The organism is Sulfurimonas sp., assembly GCF_023229105.1.
Taxonomy (GTDB): domain Bacteria; phylum Campylobacterota; class Campylobacteria; order Campylobacterales; family Sulfurimonadaceae; genus Sulfurimonas.
Window position 1 is genome coordinate 1 of record NZ_JALNZY010000004.1, and the last position, 21057, is coordinate 21057.

18 protein-coding genes and 2 tRNA genes are annotated in these 21057 nt (G+C 37.4%); 9 read left to right on the forward strand and 11 right to left on the reverse strand.

From position 1 onward, the window contains the following. Positions 1-62: 62 nt before the first annotated feature. Positions 63-683 (reverse strand): hypothetical protein, encoded by a 621-nt coding sequence (locus M0Q17_RS01040; protein WP_295082382.1) that lies wholly within the window; start codon positions 681-683, stop codon positions 63-65. A gap of 106 nt (positions 684-789) precedes the next feature. Between M0Q17_RS01040 and ilvC the strand changes: the two genes are divergently transcribed. Further along, positions 790-1812: a ketol-acid reductoisomerase gene (gene ilvC, locus M0Q17_RS01045; RefSeq protein WP_295082384.1), complete on the forward strand. Its 1023-nt coding sequence runs from the start codon at positions 790-792 to the stop codon at positions 1810-1812. A 319-nt stretch (positions 1813-2131) separates the two neighbouring features. Here ilvC and holA read toward each other — a convergent pair whose 3' ends face one another. The 3 genes from holA to M0Q17_RS01060 are packed head-to-tail and all read right to left on the reverse strand — an operon-like array spanning position 2132 to position 5848. Further along, complete coding sequence (gene holA / locus M0Q17_RS01050; RefSeq protein ID WP_295082386.1) at positions 2132-3094, reverse strand: DNA polymerase III subunit delta; 963 nt, start codon at positions 3092-3094, stop codon at positions 2132-2134. A 1-nt stretch (position 3095) separates the two neighbouring features. Beyond that, positions 3096-5054 carry a ribonuclease R family protein gene (locus M0Q17_RS01055; protein WP_295082388.1) on the reverse strand — a complete coding sequence of 653 codons (1959 nt, stop codon included), beginning with the start codon at positions 5052-5054 and terminating at the stop codon, positions 3096-3098. Further along, positions 5051-5848: an HDOD domain-containing protein gene (locus tag M0Q17_RS01060; RefSeq protein WP_295082390.1), complete on the reverse strand. Its 798-nt coding sequence runs from the start codon at positions 5846-5848 to the stop codon at positions 5051-5053. The genes M0Q17_RS01055 and M0Q17_RS01060 overlap by 4 nt, the downstream gene beginning before the upstream one ends. Before the next feature lie 121 nt (positions 5849-5969). Here M0Q17_RS01060 and M0Q17_RS01065 point away from each other — a divergent pair, with 121 nt between their 5' ends. The 4 genes from M0Q17_RS01065 (at position 5970) to M0Q17_RS01080 (ending at position 11152) form a co-directional block, all read left to right on the forward strand. Continuing rightward, positions 5970-6299 carry a hypothetical protein gene (locus M0Q17_RS01065; protein WP_295082393.1) on the forward strand — a complete coding sequence of 110 codons (330 nt, stop codon included), beginning with the start codon at positions 5970-5972 and terminating at the stop codon, positions 6297-6299. A 7-nt stretch (positions 6300-6306) separates the two neighbouring features. After that, positions 6307-6819, forward strand: a complete 513-nt coding sequence (gene greA / locus M0Q17_RS01070) for a transcription elongation factor GreA (RefSeq protein WP_295082396.1) — start codon at positions 6307-6309, stop codon at positions 6817-6819. A 61-nt stretch (positions 6820-6880) separates the two neighbouring features. Then, positions 6881-9094 carry a phosphoribosylformylglycinamidine synthase subunit PurL gene (gene purL / locus M0Q17_RS01075; RefSeq protein WP_295082399.1) on the forward strand — a complete coding sequence of 738 codons (2214 nt, stop codon included), beginning with the start codon at positions 6881-6883 and terminating at the stop codon, positions 9092-9094. A 96-nt stretch (positions 9095-9190) separates the two neighbouring features. Beyond that, positions 9191-11152: an EAL domain-containing protein gene (locus M0Q17_RS01080; protein ID WP_295082402.1), complete on the forward strand. Its 1962-nt coding sequence runs from the start codon at positions 9191-9193 to the stop codon at positions 11150-11152. On the opposite strand, the gene M0Q17_RS01085 is transcribed toward M0Q17_RS01080, so the two are convergent. Then, positions 11149-11460 carry an NGG1p interacting factor NIF3 gene (locus tag M0Q17_RS01085; protein ID WP_295082405.1) on the reverse strand — a complete coding sequence of 104 codons (312 nt, stop codon included), beginning with the start codon at positions 11458-11460 and terminating at the stop codon, positions 11149-11151. The two genes, M0Q17_RS01080 and M0Q17_RS01085, sit on opposite strands and share 4 nt — an antisense overlap. Then, entirely contained in the window at positions 11453-12418 is a 966-nt protein-coding gene (locus M0Q17_RS01090) for a 6-phosphofructokinase (RefSeq protein ID WP_295082408.1), read from the reverse strand. Before M0Q17_RS01090 ends, M0Q17_RS01085 begins: the two co-directional genes overlap by 8 nt. A gap of 90 nt (positions 12419-12508) precedes the next feature. Here M0Q17_RS01090 and purH point away from each other — a divergent pair, with 90 nt between their 5' ends. Both purH and M0Q17_RS01100 read left to right on the forward strand, forming a co-directional pair. Next, on the forward strand, positions 12509-14044 hold the full coding sequence (purH, locus tag M0Q17_RS01095) for a bifunctional phosphoribosylaminoimidazolecarboxamide formyltransferase/IMP cyclohydrolase (RefSeq protein ID WP_295082410.1): 1536 nt from the start codon (positions 12509-12511) through the stop codon (positions 14042-14044). Between the two features lie 375 nt (positions 14045-14419). After that, positions 14420-15610 (forward strand): multiheme c-type cytochrome, encoded by a 1191-nt coding sequence (locus tag M0Q17_RS01100; protein ID WP_295082412.1) that lies wholly within the window; start codon positions 14420-14422, stop codon positions 15608-15610. Between the two features lie 34 nt (positions 15611-15644). Here M0Q17_RS01100 and M0Q17_RS01105 read toward each other — a convergent pair. The 5 genes from M0Q17_RS01105 to mraY all read right to left on the reverse strand — a co-directional run bounded on the left by M0Q17_RS01105 (position 15645) and on the right by mraY (position 18719). Continuing rightward, positions 15645-15720, reverse strand: a tRNA-Phe gene (locus M0Q17_RS01105). 30 nt (positions 15721-15750) lie between these two features. Then, a tRNA-Phe gene (locus tag M0Q17_RS01110) sits at positions 15751-15826 on the reverse strand. A 75-nt stretch (positions 15827-15901) separates the two neighbouring features. Then, entirely contained in the window at positions 15902-16459 is a 558-nt protein-coding gene (locus M0Q17_RS01115) for a phosphoribosylglycinamide formyltransferase (protein WP_295082414.1), read from the reverse strand. After that, complete coding sequence (gene murD, locus M0Q17_RS01120) at positions 16456-17658, reverse strand: UDP-N-acetylmuramoyl-L-alanine--D-glutamate ligase (protein WP_295082417.1); 1203 nt, start codon at positions 17656-17658, stop codon at positions 16456-16458. The genes M0Q17_RS01115 and murD overlap by 4 nt, the downstream gene beginning before the upstream one ends. Next, the gene (mraY, locus tag M0Q17_RS01125; protein ID WP_295082420.1) at positions 17658-18719 is read right to left on the reverse strand and encodes a phospho-N-acetylmuramoyl-pentapeptide-transferase; all 1062 of its coding nucleotides are present in this window, start codon (positions 18717-18719) and stop codon (positions 17658-17660) included. The genes murD and mraY overlap by 1 nt, the downstream gene beginning before the upstream one ends. An 88-nt stretch (positions 18720-18807) precedes the next feature. Between mraY and gpmI the strand changes: the two genes are divergently transcribed. Together gpmI and fabG are read left to right on the forward strand one after the other, a co-directional pair. Then, positions 18808-20283 (forward strand): 2,3-bisphosphoglycerate-independent phosphoglycerate mutase, encoded by a 1476-nt coding sequence (gene gpmI / locus M0Q17_RS01130; RefSeq protein WP_295082423.1) that lies wholly within the window; start codon positions 18808-18810, stop codon positions 20281-20283. 16 nt (positions 20284-20299) lie between these two features. After that, complete coding sequence (gene fabG / locus M0Q17_RS01135; protein WP_295082426.1) at positions 20300-21046, forward strand: 3-oxoacyl-ACP reductase FabG; 747 nt, start codon at positions 20300-20302, stop codon at positions 21044-21046. The last annotated feature ends 11 nt before the right edge of the window (positions 21047-21057 follow it).

Genomic DNA, 21057 nt, shown 5'->3' on the forward strand with positions numbered 1-21057 from the left:
AGCCTCTTGCAATAGAGGGCTAAAATGACGTATACAACGTCATTTTAGAGTAGATTTTAAATCTAGAGAGCCTTGAAAAACTCTGCAGCTTCACGTTCGTCATCACTTAAGCTATTTTTTGTAAAATCTTCATCTTCTGCAATCAATCTTTTTATCTCTTTTTGGCAGTAGTTAAAAAGAGTATCTCTTGCATCATCAAGGTTATTGATAAAACCAAGTCCGCTAAATTGATATGGATTGTCTTGTTCTAGGCAAAGAAGAGTGCCGTCACATTTTTCTTCAATTACCTCTACTAAAGTTCTATATGTAATGTTAAATTCAGTTGCATGCCAGCCGATATCTTCCATCTCGTTAGAACCAAACTCATCGACACCATCGGCAGTTGTGTCATCATAGGTTGCTCTTAGTTTATTAAATCCTATAATCTCTTGCCAGTTTGCAAAAGCTTTTATAAGCACTCTTTCATTATCTTCAACAACCTGATAATTTTTACCAAGAGCCACTTCTATAGGGGTATTTGGCTCAACAGAACCAGCATAAATAAGCATATCATGTGCGCCAAACGGTTCATAACAGATATCCCCGTCAACTTTTATTGCAAATTTTTTGCCTGAGTTTATCGCTTCTAGTAAATTCTTTTTCTCAGCAGTGATGATTTCTTTAAAAAAGTTAAACTTTTTCATAAATACTCCTCTGTTTTTGATGACATTATAAAAGTTTTTGCTTTACTTTAGTATAATGTCAAAAAATTTTAGGCAATTAAGCTTAATATAATATCAAGGAAAAACAATGGCACTAAAAGTTTACTACGACAAAGATTGTAATATCGAACTAATCAAGAGCAAAAAAGTTGCAATGATAGGATTTGGTTCTCAAGGTCACGCACATGCGGAAAACTTAAGAGACAGCGGTGTTGAAGTAGTTGTTGGCTTAAGAAAAGATGGTTCTTCATGGGCTAAAGCTGAAGCAAAAGGGTTTAAAGTTATGAGTGTTGGCGAAGCTTCTGCTTACGCTGATGTGGTTATGATTTTACTACCTGATGAAAACCAAGCAAAAATATACAAAAACGAGATTGAGCCAAACCTAAAAAAAGGTGCAACAATCGCATTTGGACACGGGTTTAATATTCACTACGGAAGAATTCACCCAAGAGCCGATATAAATGTAACTATGATTGCTCCAAAAGCTCCAGGGCACACAGTTCGTTCAGAGTTCGTCAGAGGCGGTGGTATCCCAGATTTAATCGCTATTGGTCAAAATCCAAGCGGTACAACTAGAGAACTAGCACTTTCATATGCATCAGCAATCGGCGGTGGTAGAACTGCTATTATAGAGACAACTTTCAAAGATGAGACAGAGACTGACTTATTTGGGGAGCAAGCTGTTCTTTGTGGCGGAGCTGTTTCGCTTGTTCAAGCTGGTTTTGAGACATTAACAGAAGCTGGATATGCTCCTGAACTTGCATACTTTGAGTGTCTGCATGAGCTTAAGCTTATCGTTGACTTGATGTTTCAAGGTGGAATTGCAGATATGAGATATAGTATCTCTAACACTGCTGAGTATGGCGACTATGTTTCTGGAAAGCGTGTTATCAATGCACAGAGTAAAGCTGCTATGAAAGAGATTTTAAAAGAGATTCAAGATGGTAGATTTGCAAAAGACTTTATCCTTGAAGGTCAAGCAGGATACCCAAGAATGAACGCTGAGCGTACAAATGCAAAAGCTTCTTTAATTGAGCAGACAGGTGTAAAACTAAGATCTATGATGCCGTGGATATCAGCAAATAAAATAGTAGACACCTCTAAAAACTAATCTTTTTAGTTTCTAGCACTCATCTTCGGATGATGTGCTCAGGCACTTACACACGTAAGCTCCTTCTTATAAACATCCAAATCTAAGCACTATAAATTAAAAATCTTTAGTTTTTAAAATATATAAAATAGTGACGCATTTTCTGCGTTGCTACACTCGTCACACTACAGGAGTGCTTCTTCACTTCGTTCAAGGCGTGCAAAATTAGTGCACTTCCTCGTTATGCACCTTGAAACTCCATCACTCTTTTAGTTTTTAGATAAAAGGGCAATTGAACCCTCTGCTTCCTGAACTTGATGCAGGATTAATGAACTACTAATTAGAGTAGTTGTTGAAGCCTAATAAGAGTAGAGAGTAAAATCGCGCTTTTGTTTACATGTGAGCTTTTCATCTTTAGTTCACTATCAAGAAGCAGCTCATGTAACTTATAGTAAGTGAGGGGTTTTATTTTTATGGACATTGCGGCTTTTTCATCTACTACAAACTTTGGAGCAGGGTATCCAAGTATCTCTATGGCGTTTGGTGCACCGTTTACGCGTATGTAGATATGAAACATATATAGCTGTGTGAGGTAGGAGATTATGGCGGTTAGCACTCTTATCTCATCTTCTCCATGTTCGAGAATAGTGTTTAAGTCCTCTTTAAAATCTTTTTTATTTAAAATTTTTTTTATAAAATTTTCTATGCTTGTTTGGGAAAGTCCAAAAACTAGACTATCTATATCTTTGGTTGTTATAGCTCTATCGTAAACTTTTAACTTCTCTATTTCATTGCACGCAAGAGCAATATCCCAGTTTTGAATCGTTAAGAGATGGTTGATTGTATAGTTGTCAATATTTACATTTTTTTCTCGGGCAACTTGAGATATCGTAAAAACAGCTTCGCCTTGATTTGGATGAAAAAATCTAACACACATAGTTTTTGTTTTTGCCGGCGGTTTTGCGTACGCTTTTTGATCATCCCCATAGTAGGCATAAACAAAAATATTGCTTGAATTTTTTTCACACTGCTCTATAAGTATATCTAGCTCTTTTTTTGGAACTTTTTTCTCGCTTTTTATTATAAGAACATTGCGGTCCCCAAAAAGGGAAGCCTGCGAGAGATGCGCTTTTGCAGAAGCAAAATCATACTCATCATGATAAAATTTTGCTACAGATGCATCTTTGATATCTGTTAAAATCCCGATGTATCTATCTATAAGAAAAGCGCTCTCCCCAAAAAGTATAAAACTGTTTGAGAGCGAACCGTTTTGTATATGCTTATCTAGTTCGTTTTTGTACAACTTAGTTGTCTCTCTCTGCTCTCTCTATGACGCTTGCATAAATCTTTGCTTTGGCAATGTCAACTTTGTCGATTCTTACTTTGACATCTTCAAAGAGCTGCGCATCAAGACCATGTGTTATTAAAAATCGTGCACCTTGTATCTCATCATGGAGTTCTGCTTTGAGGTATGGGTCGGTAGAGGTAATTCTTGCTTTAAATATGCCGCCGATATTTTCATCTGCCCATCTTGCAAACTTTCTTGCCATAAACTCATTTTCAATCGTAGATGCTTCTCTCTCTTTTTCGCTGACACTCATGCAGAGCGACTCGATATTTCTTAAAACATAAGAGCTCTCCTGCGAGTCGTTATTGTTGATAGCTTTGAGAAGTCTGTGAACTATTAAGTCTGAATATCTTCTAATAGGTGAAGTAAAGTGTGTATATTCATCAAAGCCAAGACCAAAATGTCCTACGTTAAACGGTGCGTATCTCGCCTGCATTTGAGACTGGATGATAAGAGTATCCACTTCAGACGAAAGCCCCATCTCTTTAGCTTGCGTTTGTATCTCGGTAATTGTCTCTTTTATAGATCTCTTGATATCTACAAACATGCCTATACCTGCGAGTTCCTGATAAAGGTTTTGGAGTTTTGTCTGGTTTGGCGGCTCATGGATGCGGAATATTCCCTTTTTGAATCTCTTAGCAGCCTCTTTGTTTGCCAAAAGCATACAATCTTCTATAAGCGCATGAGATGGAGTCTCCTGGGCATAAGTCGTGTGTGTAATATTTGAGTTTTCATCAATAAACATCTCAAGCTCATTTGAGTGAAAATTGTAACCGACTTCAAGCCTTTTTTCTTTGAGTTTGTCGGTAATAATTTTTAGTTTGAATATATACTCAAAAACTCTCTTTTCAGACTCATTTTTTGCTTCAAGTCTGCCCTCTAAAAACTCATCAATCTCCTCATAATTAAATCTTCTTTGCGAGTGAATTATCGCCTCGTAAACTTTTGATTTTTCAACTTCTAACGTTTTTGGACTTAGTTTTATCTCAAAAACATAAGAGAGTCTATCCATATGCGGCTGTAGCGAGCAGAGCGTTTCGCTTAACTCTCTTGGAAGCATCGGGATTGAGCGGTGTGGGAGATATATGGAAAAACTTCTGTAAATTGCTTCATTGTCAATCGCACCAAACGGGGTAACATATTCGCTTACATCGGCAATTGCTACATAAAGCGTAAAATTTTTATCATCCCAGTATATTGCATCATCAAAATCTTTTGCCGTTACGGGGTCGATTGTACAAAACGGCAACTCTCTTAAATCTGCTCTTTTAGGATACTTTGAGGCGTCTACCTCCACAAAAGAGGATGCGAGTTTTAAGACTTCAGGTTCAAACTCATCATGTTTGTTAAACTGCGCAAGAACTATTTTTTCATCAACTTGGGGGTCTTTTATGTTGCCGAGCTTTTGCATAATACTAAAGTCTTGATTGTTGATTTTAAAGACATCACCATGCTCGTATGCATCTAGCTCCTCTTGCGTTATCTCCGCTCCTACTGGGTACTTAGTTTTGAGATCAACCAAAGATTTTCTACCCGCTTCTGAGATGATATAAGCAACGCTGCAACTCTGTGCTTTTCCTAAAATCTCAACAACTTTTGCAGCAGGGGAGCCTCTTTTTCCAAGGAGTCTTTGAACGACAATAAGGTCGCCCTCTTTAGCGCTTGCCAAATCTCCTTCGCCTATAAATATGTCACGAGTATATTCGCCGATGACATGAAGATATGCCGTCTCCTTTTGAACAAGGCCCAAAGAGCCTGCGCGGTATTTGGAGTTGAATTTATAAATATTCTCTTTTTTAGTAATATAGCCTTTTTCTAAAAAATTTTGTATAAACTCAAGTTCATCTGAAGCAACGTCTTGCTCGCTTAGCCCATTTGTTAGCTTTATTAGGAGGGATTTTATATCAGGCATCATATGTTTTGTAAAGCTTTATCGAAGCTTTGCATGTCAAGGTTATATTTTTCTATCAGCTCTTTTGCTGCAGCTATGCTATCATCAGTTACGGTACCGTTTACAAGGACGACTGTGCGTACAACTTGTAAGATTTGTGCAGATTTTTTATACTCTTTATTTGCTTTTTCGGGATGGAGGCAGTTACGTATAGTGTTTACCAATCCTAATTCAAATCTCCAGTGTTCAAACACTCTTGCGCTTACCTCGGGAGTATCAACTTTTGCAACTTCTCTCTCTGCTTCTTCGATGGTAGCCGAGCTTGCTAGGAGTTCTTTGAACTTCTCTTGCGTTTTATCAGCCATAATCTGCTGCGCTATCAAAACTTTGCCTATCTCAACTAAAAAAGCCGCAGGCGAGAGTATTCCAAGAAGTTTCGCATCTTGTTTAAGACACCATGCCGTAGTTAGAGCATGCTGTTTTTTTGAGAGCATTGAAAATGTATCATTATCAATCCCATACACAGACAGGTCAAGGTCAAAGCTTTTCTTGACGATAGAAGCCAAAGCAAAGCCCCTTACCGTTCCCATGCCAAAAAGGCCAACGGCTTGATTTATGGAGTTGATTTCACGAGAAAATCCATAAAGAGGAGAGTTCGCGGCTTTTAAAATATCTGCTGTTAAGAGAGGATCTTTTTCTAAAATTTTGGACATATCGCTAAAGGTACTTTCAGGATTTTGGTAAACAGCTTCTATTTGCATCACTGATTCAGGAAGTGGTGGCAACTGCTTAATTTTTTTAAGTATCTCTTCAGTCATACAATTCTCTCTTTTAGCGAATAATTTAGATAGATGATATATATTTATTCATAAAAAAGCACTGAATATTTACAAATAATAGATATTATTTTCGTATATTTTAAAAAAAGAGGACAACAATATGCAAAAAGAAGCGATGCTCATACAGTTAGGCTATGTACCAAATGATGCGTTGGTAAAACAACTACAGAGGATTGAAGAAAATACCGAAGGTTATGAAAAAATACAGAAACACATTATGGATTTGCATGATCATTTAAAGGTTGATGATTCTTATATTGCGATGTCAAACACAAACGATTTTTTTAAAATAAAGATTGATGCCCCAAATGCTGAGATTGCAGAAGAGGCGCATGAAAAAATTAGACACTTTAGTGAAAAATATAAAGTAATAATCAATAAATTAGAGAATAAAAACACCTATTACATACTAGGATTTAGCAATTTATAAAGAGCCGATGAGTATTGAGGGATATGATTTACTCATAAAAGAGTTTAAGTTTTTACTTGAGATAGAAAAACCTAAGGTGGCGCAAGAAAAGCTCGTTGCCGCTGCTTTGGGCGATAGAAGTGAAAATGCAGATTATCAGGCTGCAAAAGAGAAATTGCGGCATATAGAAAAAAGGCTTTTTTATTTAAACTCTATGATAGAAAAATCTCATATTATTGACCCCTCAACACTAACACATGACAGGGTTAGTTTTGGAAGCAGTGTGACCATACTAAGCCTCCAAACGGATGAGGAGGAGAACTATACTGTTTGTGGTGTTTTAGAGGCAGAGCCAGAACATGGGCTTATTTCCGTACACTCTCCATTGGCAAAGGCTATGATGGGAAAAAAGGTAGGGGATGAGTTTAAAATCCGGCTTCCCCTTGAAAAAAAGGAGTATGAAATAGTAAAAATCTACTATAAAAACATCTTTAGCCTTAAAAAAAATATCCGCACAAAGTCCGACTTTTCCTTCCATTAAAACTCTTTTTACCTCATATTAGATATAATTTTTCTTTAAAACTAAATTTTTAGGATTCCCCGTGAGCCAACAACTAGAAAATATTGAAAAAGTAATTGCTTCGCATAAGCTTTCAAGTGAAGATTACACGCATATTAAGCAGATTTTAGGGCGTGAGCCGAACTTGGTAGAGATAGGGATTTTTTCTGCAATGTGGAGTGAACACTGCAGTTATAAATCCTCAAAAGTTCATCTAAGCGGTTTCCCGACGAAAGCTCCATGGGTTATTCAGGGACCGGGAGAGAATGCGGGAGTAATTGATATAGGTGGCGGGTATGCTGCCGTATTTAAGATGGAGTCACACAACCACCCTAGCTTTATAGAGCCGTATCAGGGTGCAGCAACTGGTGTGGGCGGTATTATGCGTGACGTATTTACAATGGGTGCTCGTCCTGTTGCTAACCTGAATGCGCTTAGATTCGGCAATGTTTTAAACGATGATGATATCTCTAAGCATCAAAGATATTTGGTTCGCGGCGTAGTTGCAGGAATCGGCGGTTATGGCAACTGTATGGGGGTTCCTACTATCGGTGGGGAGACAAGTTTTGATGAGTGTTATAACGGTAATATTTTAGTCAATGCTTTTACTTTGGGTATCGCAAAAAGCGATGAGATTTTTTACGGAAGAGCGGATGGAATAGGCAACCCCGTTATATATGTAGGTGCAAAGACAGGTCGTGACGGATTAGGCGGAGCTGTTATGAGCTCTGATAGTTTTACGCAGGAGTCAAAATCTCTTCGTCCTACTGTTCAAGTTGGTGACCCCTTTACCGAGAAACTTCTTCTTGAGGCTTGTTTGGAGCTTTTTAAAACAGACCATGTTGTCGGTATCCAAGATATGGGAGCAGCAGGGCTTACATCGTCATCTTTTGAGATGGCAGGACGAAGTGGCAGCGGTATGATAATGCACTTAGATAAAGTGCCTGCTCGTGAAGAGGGAATGACTCCTTATGACTTTATGCTAAGCGAATCTCAAGAACGCATGCTTCTTTGTGCAAAAAAAGGGAGTGAAGCAGAGATTATTAAAATCTTTGAGAAGTGGGATTTAGATGCTGCGGTAATCGGGGAAGTTACTGCAACAGGCAAGATGGAACTTTTTTGGCATGGGGATAAAGTTGCCGAGGTTCCTGTTGATCCTGTAAGCGAGGAGGCTCCGGTACTCAACCGTCCTATGGTACGTCCTGCTTATCTTGATAAAATTGCCGAGGTAACGATTGATGATTTTGCCCGTGTTGCAAATCAAGAAGCGTTCGTTAAACTTACAAAATCTATGGAAGTGGTTGATAAATCGTGGATTTATACGCAGTATGATTCGATGGTACAAACAAATACCATAAAAAAAGGCGGCATGCTTGATGCTTCCGTTATTCGTGTTAAAGAAAATGGTAAAGCACTTGCGATGTCAGCTGATTGTAATGTTCGTTACTGTTATATTGACCCAAAAGGCGGGGCTGCTGCGGCTGTTATAGAGAGCGGAAGAAATGTTGCCATGAGCGGAGCGCGACCTTTAGCGATTACCGATTGTCTTAACTACGGGAATCCGGAAAATCCTGAAGTAATGTGGCAGTTTGGGCAGGGATGTCTGGGCATAAAAGAGGCTTGTACGGCACTCACGACTCCTGTAATCGGTGGAAATGTTTCACTATATAATGAGACAAACGGCGTATCTGTTTTTCCTACACCCTCTATTGCAACTGTGGGTGTAAACGATGATGCAAACAAGGTATTGATGTCAAGCTTTCAAGGCGAGGGTAATACTCTTTATTTAGTGGGAGAGAGCAAGGGTGAGTTTGGCGGATCACTCTACATGAAAGAGATATGCGGAGTTGTTGCGGGTAAACTTCCTGAGATTGATTATGAAAATGAGCTTGCTCTTTGGGAGTTGGTTATAGAAGCAAATAAAAAGGGTATCTTGGAGTGTGCAAAAGATGCAAGCAGTGGCGGTGTGGCTATTGCTTTGGCGAAAATGGCGGCTGTGAGTGGCCTTGGTTGTAGTGCTAGAATGCTTGTAAATGATGAAAGAGATATTTTTGCTGAGAGCATGAGCCGCGCTATCATAGAGGTCAAACAGGAAAACAGTGCATCATTTGAGTCGATGGCAGGAGTCTTGTCATGTCAAAAGATAGGAACTGTAGGCGGAGATAAGATTAAAATTAATAATGTAGAGATGAGTATGAAAGAGTTGCAAGATAACTATTTTAATACATTTAAAAAAGTTATTGAGTCAGATTTATAAAAGTTTATAATAAAACAAGAGATTTGAGCAGATTTATTTTTGGAAGTTTCTTGCATTTATAAATGCCGGCAAAACTAAAAAGGTATATTTGAAACTATGGGCAAGAAAACAACATATACAAAGATTACGGCAAAAATAATATCAATAACGCTTCTCCTTACTTTGACATCGGCTTTTATATATGGGGAGTATATGAAAAAAAATGCCATACACTCTCTAGCTTATGAAGATGCCAAAAAAACAAGTATGTTGGTTTTTGAGAGTCTCTATTCTGCCATGCAAAAAGGGTGGAACAAAGAGGATTTAAAAGAAATAATACAGAGACTCAATCAGGTAGATTCAGATATGAAGATCGATGTTTATAGAACAGATTTGGTATCGGACATTTTTGGAGTCATAGAAAAAGACAAAGTTGCAATCGCTCAAAACAAAGATATACAAGAAGCCATGACGGGTAAAGAAGTTTTAAATATATCCGATTCAAGCTTTATAAAATACTACTACCCCGTTATAACAAAACAGGACTGTCTTAAATGCCACACAAATGCAAAAGAGGGCAATGTTCTGGGCATCATAGATGTTTCTTATCCAGTCAATAATTTAAAAGTATCCTTAAGCGAGATGATAAACTTTTTTATCGTATTTATTATTGCCTTCTCCGTCGTGATTTTTTTGGCAATATTTATTAAATTTAATCAGCACATTATAAAACCGATTAAAAAGTTTTCAAATGCTATTCAAAACATAACAAAATCACATGACATAACAAAAAGAATAGAGGTCAATGATGATGTTGAGGAGATAGATTCGATAAAAGATGTATTTAATATCATGTTGGATTCAATAGAGCATCAATTTTATTATGATGTTTTAACGGGCTTGGAAAATAGAAGAAAATTAACCGAGAGGCTAGAAGAGAAAAAAAGAGCATTTTTAATGATTATAAATATAGACTCTTTTCAAGAGATAAACGATTTATATGGAAATAAGGCAGGAGACTCTATACTTAAAGATTTTGCCCACTTTTTAAAAGAGAGTATACCTACAGACGATGGCATCTACAGGCTCCATTCCGACGAGTTTTCATATATATGCGATAAAGGGATAAATATAGAGGAGTTTAAAGCTTTTGCTTCAAAGCTAAGTGAAAAAATTTCGCGTAAATCTTTTAAGATTAATGCAAACGGCGAAGTGAGCTTAAGTGCCACCTTCGGTATATCTTACGGATATGAAATGCTGTTGGAAAATGCAGATATAGCTCTTAAAATTGCAAAAAAAAGCAAAAAAGATTTTTTGGTATATGATGACACTATGTACATGGCAAAAGTATATGAGAAAAACTTTGAATGGACTAAACGCTTAAAAAGAGCCATAGAAGAGGATAAGATAGTACCTCTTTTTCAGCCCATAGTTGATACTAAAACACAAAAGATTGTAAAGTATGAAGCCTTGATGAGAATAGTCGATGACAATGGAACATATATCCCCCCTTTATACTTTTTAGAACTCGCTAAAAAGAACAAACTTTATCACCAGTTGACAAAAATAATGATTGAAAAAACATTTCAAAAGTTTAAAGATTTGCCTTATTCAGTTTCAATCAATATATCCGTTGAGGATATTTTAAACAGAGATATCAATAAATTTATTTTAAAAAAACTAAAAGAGAGTTCAATAAATCAAAAAATAGTATTTGAGATAATAGAATCTGAGGGTATTGAAAATTTTAATCAAGTCTTAGAATTTATAAACAAAGTTAAAAGTTATGGAGCAAAAGTATCTATAGATGACTTTGGGACTGGATATTCAAACTTTGAATACCTTATGAAACTCAAAGTAGATTACATAAAAATAGATGGGTCGATGATAAAAAATATAGATAAGGATGAGAACTCTCAGATAATTACAAAAACAATCGTGAATTTTGCAAAAAGTATGGGAATCAAAACAGTAGCAGAGTTTGTACACTCTAAAAATGTGTTTAAGAAGGTTGAGGAGCTTGAAGTTGATTTTTCACAGGGTTACTATTTTGGAGAGCCGACGGATAAAATTTTTTAAAATTCTTCCATTTTAAAAACTTCATAAGCCACTTCCTCGTATGGGTGAGTCTCTTTTAAAACAGTTATAGCCTTTTTTATTAGCGCCTTCTCGCAAATCATCTCAACTTTATACTCTTGGACATGTTGCGTTTTATTGAGAGTTCCAATATATGGCTTTGCTTTGTTTATCGGTCTGAACTCTCCTGCTCCGAGCGTCTCAAAACTGCAACACTCATAGTTTTCGTATCTTCCTACCCCGATAGCAAATAACGCCTCTTTTACTCTTTGCTTATCTTCGGGCGGTACGAAAAAGTTTAGTTTATACATTTAGAACTTTCAAATAGCCTAAAAGCTCGCGATCTAGCTGATACTTTTGGCTTGTAACCTCATCGATGTTCTTGTACTCAAAACCTTTTTTTGCATAACAAATCATGCTCTTATTTTTCCCATCAAGCAGACCGTCTATCGCATGATTTACAAATTTATAAGCCATAAGTCTGTCGTATATTGTCGGATTTCCGCCTCTTTGCGTATGACCTAGTATGGTTACTCGTGATTCAAACCCAATCTTCTGCTCAAACCATTTTGCAATCTCGCTTGACTCCTCTTTTATCCCCTCCGACACTATGGCTATAAAATAGTTTCGACCGTTTTTTATCTGCGCTTTAAAGCTCTCTTCATACTCTTTTAAATCATACTCTACCTCAGGGATTAAACAGAGTTCCGCTCCACTGCATAGCGCTGAGACTAGAGCTAAATAGCCACAGTTTCTTCCCATTGTCTCTATTACAAAAGCTCTTGAGAAGGAGGCTGCCGTATCTCTAATGTTGTCAATGGAATCTTTGATGACATTGAGTGCGGTATCAACTCCTAGGCAATACTCAGTACCGTTGATGTCGTTGTCTATAGTAGAGGGAATTCCGCAAAATTTTACCCCATGCTCCTTGTAAAAAATATCCATACCTCTAAAGGAGCCATCGCCACCTAATACAACTAGCATATCAATATCTAAAGTATCAAGATTTTTCTTTGCAATCTTTCTAAACTCTCTGTCCATAAATCTTTCGCTTCTTGTGGAGCCTATTATGGTTCCCCCGCGATTAATAATTCCTCCAACATGCTTATGAGAGACTTTAACTATTTTGTTATCAATCAACCCTTCAAAGCCGTTATAGATAAAGTAGGGAGTTAAGCCCTTTTGTAGTGAATACTCGACAAAATGTTTCAGTGCGGGATTCATACCGCTTACATCACCACCAGAGCATAAAATAGCTATATTTTTCATCCGTTTTTCTCAATTTTCATTTTCTTAAGTTTACCATCTTCTAATCTCAAATAAGATAAAATTTCATAATTTATTTTCACAAGGTCATAAATGAAAAGAGCATTGGTAAGCGTTAGTGATAAAGTAGGAGTAGTAGATTTTTGTAAATCTTTAGTAAAAAACGGGTTTGAGATTATATCAACGGGCGGAACTTATAAAATATTGGTTGAAGAGGGCGTAAAAGCTATTGAGATAGATGAGGTTACAAAGTTTCCAGAGTGTTTTGAGGGACGTGTAAAAACCCTAAATCCATTCGTTCACGGCGGAATTTTACATAGACGTGATAAGCAGTCGCATCTAGATCAGGCAAAAGAGCTAGGAGTTGAGGCTATCGATTTGGTATGTGTAAATCTCTACCCTTTTAAAGCGACAATTCAAAAAACAGATGATTTTGAAGAGATTATAGAAAATATCGACATCGGCGGACCCGCGATGGTTAGAAGTGCGGCTAAAAACTTTGATAGTGTTATGATTGTTACCGATGTAGCTGACTATACAAAAGTAATAGATGCGATAGAAAATGAGAAAAATACGCTTGAATTTCGCCGCAATCTCATGATAAAAGCGTATGAACATACCGCTGCATATGACTCCATGATAGCAAATTATATGAACAGCCGTTTTAACGGCGGTTTTGGAGCAAAACAGTTTATCGTCGGAAGCAAGGTAATGGATACGCGTTACGGCGAAAATCCTCATCAAAAAGGGGCACTTTATGAGTTTGACAAACACTTCTCAAACAACTTCAAAACACTTAAAGGGGAAGCAAGTTTTAACAATCTAAACGACTTAAGCGGGGCTGTTAAGATTGCTTCAGCATTTGGGGATGAAAATGCAGTCTGCATCACAAAACATGGAAATCCTTGCGGTTTTGCTATTCGTGATAATTTAATAGATGCTTATATAGAGGCTCTAAAATGCGATCCTGTTTCTGCATTTGGAGGCGTTGTCGCAGTTAACGGTGTCGTTACAAAAGAGTTGGCACTTAAGATGAATGAAATTTTCTTAGAGGTAATTATCGCAGGTCGTATCACTGAGGAGGCGCAGGAAGTTTTTGCTGCTAAGAAACGCATCAAGCTTTTTGAAATGGGACATGATAAGCTGGTTCTCTCAGATGATGCTAAAGATTTTAAACATATTGACGGTGGTTTTGTATATCAAGATGCTGACAAGGTACATGAGGGTGAAGTAAAAAATGCAAAACTTATGAGCCAAAGAGAAGCAACGCCGCAGGAGAAAAAAGATATGCTTATTGCTTATAAAGTAGCATCACTTACAAAATCAAACTGTGTAGTTTATGTAAAAAACTCTGCAATGGTAGCCGTGGGCATGGGAATGACCAGCCGTGTTGATGCTTCGCAGTGTGCTTTGAAAAAAGCTAAAGAGATGGGACTTAACGTAGAGGGAGCGGCACTTGCGAGTGAAGCATTTTTTCCGTTTCGCGACTCCATTGATGCAGCTGCAGCAGCAGGCGTAAAAAGCGTAATCGAGCCGGGGGGAAGCATAAGAGATGAAGAGATTGTAGAAGCTGCAAATGAGTTTGGCATGTCTTTATATTTCTCTGAAGTTCGTCATTTTCTACACTAAAATTTTATCTACATGTCAAGCATTTTCGCTTGGCACCGCTTTATATAAATGCAAAACAAAAGAGCTGTTTTTCTGTTAACACTTCAAAGCATAGTTTATATAGCTTGCATAATATGGTAGATTTTATGTATAATTATTTTAAATGAAGTTTTAATGAAAAAATATGTTTATATTTCATTAATTAATATTTAGAGTATTCAACGCTCAATATGCCTCCTAGAAATAAAAAAGCTGATAAAAATGCTTTTACCTTCTCTATGTAACCTATAGAGGTTTAGAAGTAAGTAAGGCTGTTTTAGAGAGATACTCTGAAATAATTTTTAATGAAGCTCAAAAAGATTTTATGGTTTGGTTAGATAGAAAAAGAGGTATATAATGAAATTGTTTTTAGTTCTTCTCTTAGTGGCATCTGCTTTGTATGGTGCAAAAGTTGTAGAAGTTTCAAAAGAGTACCAAAAATCACAAAATTGCAAAGCTTGTCACTTGCAGATTGTAAAAGATTGGGAAGAGTCTTGGCATGCAAAAAGCCACTATGATAAAGATGAATATTTTTCTAAAAGTATAGAGTATGTAGCTAGAAAAACCAGAAAAAGCCCAAACAGTGTAAAAGTACAATGTGCAACCTGCCACAATCCACGCATCGCAGTAACAGATACAGGGTTAGACTATGAAATCCAAGTTCTGATGGGTTTAGATGAAGATTCAAAAGTAAACAAAGCAATAGAGAGTAGTGCTATAAATGAAGGGATAAACTGTGTGGTTTGTCACAATATAGACAAAATACATCATGATAGAGATGACTCTTTTAGAGGTATGAATCGCGTCAGTTGGACTAAATCAGGTCTAATGGTAGGACCATTCGATGATACTACATCACCTTATCATAAAACTGAGTATAGAGATTTTATGGATAAAAAAGCTGATGAACTCTGCTTTGTTTGCCATGCAAATGATAGGTCTGTAAATGATTTAGTATTTACAAATATGCAAAATGAGTATAAACAGCAAGATAAAGCTTGTGTTGATTGCCATATGGGGAGAAAAATTTTAGGAGTGGCCTCTATCCTTAGGGCAGAAGATGGTCATGCAAAAAAAAGAGAGGTTAGACAACACTCCTTTGAAGGTGCTCATGCTGAAGATATGTGGAAAAATGCACTAAATCTTGATGTTTGGCAAGAAAAAGATGAAATTTATATAGCTTTAAAAAATCCTCAGCCGCATAATATTCCAAGTGGGTTCGGTTCAAGAGAGTTAATAATAGATATAGCATATATGAAACTCGAGAAGATTATTGACACTAAATCTATCTCTTTAACAAGACACTACACAAGAAGAAAAGGCAAACCGACAATCCCGCATCTAGCAGAAGAGATGTCAGAAGATATGAGCATACCGGCAGATGAAACAAAAGTAATAAAAGTAAAAAATATAGCAGAAGCAACTGGTATTGAAGTAAAGGTTTATTATCGTCTAGTAAATGATGAAGTTCGCTCAATACTGGAGCTAAAAGAAGCAATTTGGGCTAAGAAAAACCTTATAAACTCAAAGAGTATAGTGCTGCAATAAGTCAAGACAGCTATCAGGGTTATGTTTATTGAGGTGGTGGCCAATCTCGGAATCGAACCAAGGACACAATGATTTTCAGTCATTTGCTCTACCGACTGAGCTAATTGGCCATTATAAAAGTTGAGAGTCTTTAAAAGTGGTGGTGGCCAATCTCGGAATTGAACCAAGGACACAGTGATTTTCAGTCACTTGCTCTACCGACTGAGCTAATTGGCCATCTTTTAAAGAGCGCAATTATAGCTTTTAGGTACTGAAAGTAAGCTTATGGGTTATGTGAGAGCTTGTAAAGTTTTAAATGTTTTTAAAGGCTTCAACTATCGCGATTTGTTCAAGTTCTTTTATCTTTTTCTCTAGAGAATCGACGCTCTCATCTTCACTCAGAGCAACTCTTTTTTGCAAAAGTATCTCTCCCTCGTCATAATTCTCATTGATTTTGTGAATCGTAACGCCGCTCTCTTTTTCACGGTTTTTTATAACCGCCTCATGTACAAAGCGCCCGTACATTCCCTTGCCGCCGTAGTTTGGTAGAAGTGCAGGATGACAATTTATAATTTTGAAATTTTTTGTTAAATTGCTAGAGAGTTTTTTCATATAACCTGATAAAAATATATATTTGCATCCATGCTCTTTTAAGAGCAGTTCTATTTTTTCATCTGGATTTGTATCTGTTTTTGAGTTAACGACAAAATTGTCAATGGCGTAATTTGTTGCATTTTGTAAAACCAAAGCGTTTTGATTGTTTGATATAACTAAGACAAGCTCAATGTTCAGCTCTTTTTTTTTAACTGCTTCATATAGTGCGTTAAACCCGCTTCCGTTGTGGGATGAGAGTATTGCTACTTTTGTCATGATAGCCCTTTTACCGCATTTTTAAATACATCGCCTCTATGTGCATAAGAGGTAAACTCATCAAGACTCGCAGCAGCAGGAGAGAGCAGGGCTACTTCATCTGCTTTTAAATTTTTATCAATCTTTTTTACGGCATCAACTAAGTTTTCACAGAGTTCATAAATAATGCCATATTTGCGTGCTAGAGTTGAGAGCTTCTGTTTGTTTGAGCCGATATTATAAATCTTTACGTTGCACCCTTGTAGATGCACAAATAGCTCATTCAAATCGACACCTTTATCATCGCCGCCTAAAATAAGGTGCACATGTTGCTCCTTGTATCGTTTCACAGCGGCAATTGTGGCATCAAGGTTTGTAGCCTTTGTATCGTTTACCCAGAGACGATTTTTACTATCTCTTAGCTCCTCTTGTCTATGTGGGTCGATTACAAAGGAGTTGATTTTTTCATAATCTATTTTGTCAAAAAGTATCTTCTGCAAAGCCATCGCCAAAAGTGCATCCATCAAAAATGCGCCTTTAAAGCTGACTCTATTTATATCTATCTCAAAGTAAGAAGCCAAATCTTTCTCATCTTTGTATGTAATCACGCTAGCTGATGTTTTTAAATCTTTATAGGCTTCTGGGATGATTGCAATCTCCCCTTCACGCATCATGGCAATCGGTTTTAGTTTAGCCTTTATATAGCTGTCCATATCTCCATGCCAGCTAAGATGATCTGGTGTTATGGGAAGTAAAATATAGATATTTGGCACAGCTTTGTTTGTATAGTGGATGGTAAATGAGCTTGTCTCAAGTATCCAGATGCTTGCATCTAGATTCATTTCACCTAGAGGCGTTCCGATGTTGCCACCTGCTTCGGAGCCTTTTTCTTCTAGTAGATGCTGCACTATCTGCGTTGTGGTGGTTTTGCCGTTTGTTCCGCTAATCCATACGCAAAGAGGTGCATTGTGTGCAAAAACATCATATTCGCTTATAAGATTTTTCGCTCTTTGTATAAGTGGGTTTGATGGAGGAATTCCGGGAGAAGAAATCTCCAAATCAGAGTAATTGGGATTAAAATCAGATGAGGGTTTGACTCTAAAGTTGTTCTCATCTATAAATGGTTTTATACATTTGTCATCATAAAATATTGCATTTGCATAGAATTTACCTAAAGCTTTTGTGGTTTTTCCATACCCAAAGAGAGATACTCGCAGCATCAGCGAATCTTTAGTGATATTAGAGCGATAATATTTGAAAGAATAGCGACAATCCAAAACCTAACGATTATTTTGTTCTCTGCCCACTGTTTCATCTCAAAATGGTGGTGAATCGGTGCCATTAAAAATACTCTTTTTTTTCTGAGTTTATAGCTTCCAACTTGAAGTATTACAGAGAGTGTTTCTATGACAAAGATAGAGCCGATGAGAAGAAGAAGAATCTCGCTTTTTGAGATTATCGCAAGGTAGCCCAAAAATGCGCCTAAAGTAAGAGAACCGCTATCTCCCATAAAAACTTCCGCCGGATGACAGTTGTACCATAAAAACCCTGTAAGCGCTCCGATAAGGGCACTTGAAACTATTGCGACTTCCCCGATATTTATATTTGGCATCAGCAAGTAGGAGCTAATCACTGCATTTCCTGTTATGTATATAATGATGCTAAAAGAGGTAAGCGCTACAATGGACGGCACCGTAGCAAGACCGTCAAGACCATCTGTGAGGTTAACTGCATTTGAGGTAGCTATCATAACCACTACCCAGAAGATAATCGCAAATCCGCCCATATCACAGACAGGATTTTTCATAAATGGCAGATAAAGATTTGTATTAAAATCAGAAACAAGGTATAAAAAACCGGAGATAAAGAGTGCAGAAGTTATTTGTAAAAGTAGCTTTGTTTTTGCTTTTAAACCTGCAAGATTCTCATTTTTTTTGATTTTTGCGTAGTCATCTTTAAAGCCGATAAGTGCAAATAAAACAAGAGTTGCTATCGCACCAACGGCATAAATATTTGAGAATTTGATGGTAATTAAGGAGGCTAAAATTGTTGCAAAAATAAAAACTATTCCACCCATGGTAGGAGTTTTTGCTTTTGCTTGATGACGTTCGGGTGCCCAGTTGTTTATAGGTTGTACACTTGATGTTTTTTGCGCCCATCTTATAAAACGAGGAAGTAAAAAGAGTGTAAAAAAAAGCGCTAAAAAGAAAGCTATCCCAGCGCGAATCGTAATATATCCAAGCAAATTGATATGAAAAATTTCTGAAAGCCAGTACAGCAAAGTGAGTAGTCCTTATAAATAAAAATGACATTATAGTATAATTGCATAAAAATTTCGTTAGAAGAAGATTTAGTTCAAGGAGTTAGAATTGGCAAAAAAAGCCATCTTAGTCATAACCGACGGCATTGGTTACTCTTTAAAAACTGAGTACAACGCATTTTATAATGCTATAAAGCCGACATATGACAAACTATTTAGTAGCACCCCATACTCGTTAATCGACACTTTTGGTTTGAGTGTCGGGTTGCCTGAGAATCAGATGGGCAACTCTGAAGTAGGACACATGAGTATTGGAAGCGGGAGGGTTTTGTACCAAGATTTGGTAAAAATATCTCTGGCTTTGGATGAAAACAGATTTAAACATAATGTCGAATTTAAAAAGCTTTTAGAAAAATCAAATAGGCTTCACCTTATCGGACTTATGAGTGATGGCGGGGTTCATTCGCATATAGACCATTTTATGGGCATAGCAGATATTGCTTCTCATGAGGGCAAAGAGATTTTCTTGCATCTTATAACCGATGGCAGGGATGTATCGCCTACTTCTGCTAAAGGGTTCTTAGAACAGGTAAGCAAACATGTGGGTAAAAATGTAAAAATAGCTACGATTTCAGGTCGTTTTTACTCTATGGATAGAGATAATCGCTGGGATAGAGTTCAAAAAGGGTACGAGGCAATCGTTCATGCCACTTTTAAAACAGAGATGCAGCCAGCAGAGTATATCGATGCTTCGTATGCAAAAAATGAGACGGATGAGTTTGTAGAACCTGTTGCGTTTGATGGATATGAGGGCATGAGAGAGGGCGATAGTGTTCTTACGATAAACTTTAGAAGTGACAGAATGAGAGAGTTGGTAACTGCAATTGCAGATAAAAATTTCAGTGGATTTCAAAGAGAGTACGTAGGTGTGAACCTTGCGACGATTACGGAGTATGACAAGAGTTTTTCTTATCCCGTGCTTTTTAAAAAAGATTCGCCAAAAAATACTCTCTCAGAGGTAATTTCAAAAGCAGGACTTAGACAGCTTCATACTGCAGAGACTGAAAAGTATGCACATGTGACATTCTTTTTTAACGGTGGAATTGACGAGCCGTACGAGAATGAGACGCGAGTTTTAATCCCCTCACCAAATGTTAAAACATATGATATGAAGCCGCAGATGAGTGCTCACGAGGTCGGGGATGTGGTTTTAAAGGCTATGGATAATGAGTATGATTTTGTGATAGTAAATTTTGCAAACGGCGACATGGTTGGACACACGGGAGATTTTGAAGCGGCAAAAATTGCAGTAAGCGCAGTTGACACGGAGCTTGGCAGAATTTTAACCAAAGCAAAAGAGAAAGATTATGCGGTTGTTATCACATCTGATCATGGAAATTGTGAGGAGATGAGAAACGAAGAGGGAAATGTTTTAACAAACCATACAGCTGGAAAAGTATGGTGTTTTGTTGAAGCAGATGGTGTTACAAAAGTGCAAAGCGGAGCTTTAAATAATATAGCGCCTACCGTTTTAAAGCTTATGGGGCTTGAGATTCCCTCAGAGATGGATAAGAGTTTAATTTAAAAATAGAGGAGTAATAATGAAATTTAGTGGAAAAAATGTTTTAGTAACGGGTTCAAGTAGAGGAATAGGTGCAGAAATTGCAAAAACTTTGGCAGGGTATGGACTTAAAGTTTGGATAAATTACAGAAGCGGCGCAGCAGAGGCTGATGCCATAAAAGATGCTATAGAAGCAGCAGGCGGAAGTGCCGCCGTAATTGGCTTTGACGTAAGTAACGAAAATGCGTTCGTTGATGCTATTAAGACTATTGTTGATTGTGATGGGGAGTTAAGTTACCTTGTAAACAATGCGGGGATAACAAACGATAAGCTAGCTCTTCGTATGAAGAGCGAAGATTTTATGTCGGTAATAAATGCAAATCTTCTCTCATGTTTTATAGGGTGTCGTGAAGCGATGAAAGTTATGCGAAAGAAGAAGTTTGGCTCTGTGGTAAATATCGCTTCAATCGTAGGAGAAACAGGCAATGCAGGGCAGACTAACTACTCTGCGAGCAAAGGTGGAGTAATTGCCATGACAAAGAGTTTCGCACTTGAATCAGCATCAAGCGGCATCCGTTACAACTCCATAACTCCGGGTTTTATTGCAACTGAGATGACGGATGTTTTAAGCGAGGAGATAAAAAATAGTTTTACGGCAAAAATTCCGATGGGACGCTTTGGTAATCCTGCTGAAGTTGCCGAGGCTACAGCATTTTTACTCTCAGATCACTCAAGCTATATAACGGGTGAGGTGCTAAAGGTAAACGGCGGGATGAATATGGCATAAGTCCATAAAGA